The sequence below is a fragment of the Corallococcus sp. AB011P genome (assembly GCF_003611605.1).
Lineage (GTDB): Bacteria > Myxococcota > Myxococcia > Myxococcales > Myxococcaceae > Corallococcus > Corallococcus coralloides.
The window spans coordinates 1-3551 of record NZ_RAVX01000053.1 but is presented as its reverse complement, the minus strand read 5'-3'; the positions used below and the strand labels follow the sequence as shown (position 1 = coordinate 3551).

At 69.0% G+C, this 3551-nt stretch carries 1 protein-coding gene; it reads right to left on the bottom strand.

Going from position 1 to position 3551, the window contains the following annotated elements:
• Positions 1-3551 (bottom strand): non-ribosomal peptide synthetase (locus D7X30_RS41250; RefSeq protein ID WP_120568453.1); only part of this gene is annotated, 3551 nt, incomplete at both ends.

Sequence of the window (3551 nt, the reverse complement as noted above, 5' to 3'; positions counted from 1 at the left end):
GGACGAGCATCACCTGGAAGAGAGGGCTGCGGCTCAAGTCGCGCGAGGGCTGGAGGACTTCCACCAGCTTCTCGAAGGGGACGTGCTGGTGCTCGTAGGCGGCGAGGGTGGTGGCCTTCACCTGGGCTAGCAGCTGGCGGAAGGAGTCCTCCGGGCGCACATGGGCGCGCAACACGAGCGTGTTGACGAAGAAGCCGATGAGGCCCTCGGCCTCGGCGTGAGTACGTCCGGCGATGGGAGAGCCGACGCTGACGTCGTCCTGGCCGGAGTAGCGCGAGAGGAGCAACTGGAATGCGGAGAGCAGCAGCATGAAGGGCGTAGCACCTTCACGCTGAGCGAGACTGCGCAGCGAGTCCGTCAACTCCGAGGGGAAGTGCACGGGCACCGTGGCACCGCGCCGGGACTGCACGGCGGGGCGAGGACGGTCCGTGGGCAGCTCCAGCGCGGCGGGGGCACCGGCCAACTGGCGCTTCCAGTAGCCGAGCTGCGACTCCAGCGTCTCGCCCTGGAGCCACTGGCGCTGCCAGAGGGCGAAGTCGGCGTACCGCACGGGCAGTGGTGGCAGCGAGGGAGCCCGGCCGCCACTGAAGGACTCATAGAGGCTCGCCAGTTCACGGATGAGGACGCCCATGGACCAACCGTCGGAGACGATGTGGTGCATCGTCGCGAGGAGGACGTGGGAGACGTCCGAGAGCTTGAGGAGGGCCGTGCGCAGCAGCGGCCCATGGACGAGGTGGAAGGGCTGCCGGGCTTCCCGGGTGGCAAGCCGCAGCGTCTCTGCGTCGCGCTCAGACTCCTCCAGGCCGGACAGATCCTCCATGGGAAGGACCCACTCGGCCGGAGGATGGATGCGCTGGAAGGGCTGGCCCTCTTCTTCGAAGAAGGTGGTGCGCAGGGCTTCGTGCCGCGCCACCAGCGCCTCGAATGCGCGGCGTAGCGCCTGGACGTCCAGACGCCCAAGGAGACGCAGCGTGACGGGGAGGTTGTAGGAGGCGTCATCCGGCGCCAACTGGTCCAGGAACCAGAGGCGCTGCTGAGCGAAGGAGAGAGGCTGAGGGCCTTCGGTGCGCGTGCGCGTCAGGGGCGGTAGCCGCGTGCCGGTGGAAGCCCGATGCAACCGCTCCGCAAGGGCCGAGATGGTGGGAGCTTCGAAGAGGGCGCGAAGCGGCAGCTCCACATCCAGTGCCGCGCGCACGCGAGCCACCAACTGCGTGGCGAGCAGGGAGTGGCCCCCCAGCTCGAAGAAGTTGTCCGTGCGGCCTACGGTGGGCACGCGAAGCACTTCGCTCCAGAGTGCCGCGAGCTTCTCTTCCAGTGGAGTCGCCGGGGCCTCGTAAGCGTGCGATGCCCGAAGCACGCTCGCATCCGGAGCAGGGAGGGCCTTGCGGTCCACCTTGCCGTTGGACGTCAGCGGCAGTGCGTCCAGGGGGACGAAGGCGGCAGGCACCATGTACTCAGGCAGGAGTTGCTTGAGGTGCGCGCGAAGGGCCGTGATGTCGAGGGCTTCACCCACGACGTATGCGACGAGGCGCTTGTCGCCCGGCGAATCTTCGCGGGCGAGCACGACGGCGTCCTTCACGGCAGGGGCGGCGCGCAGGGCGTTCTCGACCTCGCCCAACTCGATGCGGAAGCCACGCACCTTCACCTGCGCGTCGATGCGGCCGACGAAGTCCAACTGGCCGTCGGCCCGCCAGCGCACCACGTCGCCCGTGCGGTAGAGCCGGGCTCCCGGAGTGGAGGAGAAAGCGTCCGGAGTGAAGCGCTCGGCGGTGAGTCCCGGCCGTCCCGCGTACCCACGCGCCACGCCGACGCCGCCAATGTGCAGCTCGCCGCGTACACCCACGGGGACGGGCTGCCCGTGCGCGTCCAACACATAGACACGCACGTTCGCCAGCGGCTTGCCGATGGACGGCACGTTCCCATCCGCCACCACCTCACCGAAGGTGGCGATGACGGTGGCTTCGGTGGGGCCGTAGGTGTTGAGCAATCGCCGTCCCGGAGCCCAACGCGCGACGACGTCCGCGGGCAGGGCTTCGCCGCCGGAGATGACGGTGCGGACCTCGGGGAGCCCTTCGGAGGACGTGGCCGCCAGCGCCGCCGGGGTGAGGCTGACGACGCTCAACTCCTGCTCACGCAACAGCACGGGCAGCGGTGCACCCGGCATCAGCTTCTCCAGCGGCGCGAGTACCAACGTGGCGCCGTTGCAGAGCGTGGTGAAAATCTCCTCCACGGAGAGGTCGAAGCTGAGGCTGGCGAACTGCAACACGCGGCTGCCGGGGCCGATGCCATAGGCCACCGCTTCGTGGGTGACGAGGTTGGCGACGCTGCGGTGCTCCACCGCCGTGCCCTTGGGCGTCCCCGTGCTGCCCGAGGTGTAGAGCAGGTACGCCATGTTGGCATGCGTCACGCCCGTTACAGGCGCATCCGTCGGCTCAGCGGAGAGAGCGCCGCGCTCGGTGTCCAGGCAGAGCGCGCGGGCATGCAGCGCTTCGGGGAACCGGTCCACCAGTGGCTGCTGGGTGACGAGCACCTGAGCCGCGCTGTCCTCCAGCATGAAGGCCAGGCGCTCACGAGGCAGGAGCGGATCCACGGGCACCCAGGCACCACCGGCCTTCAGGATGCCAAGCAACCCGATGACGATATCGAGAGAGCGTTCAACGCTGAGAGCGACGCGGACCTCCGGACCCACGCCACGACGGCGCAGCGCATGCGCAAGCTGATTGGCGCGCGCGTCCAGCTGCGCGTATGTCAACTGCGTCCCCTCGAAGACAGCAGCCACCGCCTCCGGAGCGCGGCGCACCTGCGCTTCGAAGAGCGAGTGCATGCACGCTTCGGGGAAGGGCGCGCGCGTGGCGTTCCACTCCACCAGCATTTCGCGCCGCTCGACGGCGGTCAGCAGCGGCAATCGGGCGACTGCCTCATTCGGCTGAGCGACGGCCTCCTGGAGAAGCACCCGCAGGTGCTCGGCCATGCGTGCGGCGGTGGAGGCGGTGAAGATGTCAGTGGTGTACTCGAGGTAGCCCTTGAGGCCGGCATCCGTCTCCAGCACCTGGAGGGTGAGGTCGAACTTGGCGGAGAAGGTGTCGAGCTCCAGGGCCTCCAGTTTGACGCCCTCGACGGAGGCGGCGCTGCGGAAGGAGGCCTGGTAGGTGAGCATCACCTGGAAGAAGGGAGTGCGGCCCGGAATGCGCTCGGGCTTCAACTCCTCCACGAGGCGCTCGATGGGGAGCTCCTGGTGCTCCTGGGCACCGAGCACCGTCTCCCGCACCTGACGCAGCAGCGTGCGGAAGGACGCAGTGCCCGACACGCGGGTGCGAAGCACCTGGGCGTTGACGAAGAGGCCGATGAGGCCCTCCACCTCGCCGCGCGTGCGGCCAGCCATGGGAGAGCCGACGGTGACGTCCTCCTGGCCGGAGTAGCGGGCCATGAGCATCTGCCAGCCCGTCAGCAGCGCCATGTAGAGGGAGGCGCCTTCCTGCTGCGCCAGGGCCTTCAGTGCGTCCGTCAACTCGCGCGGCAGCAGCACGTCATGCCGGGCGCCACGGCCGTCG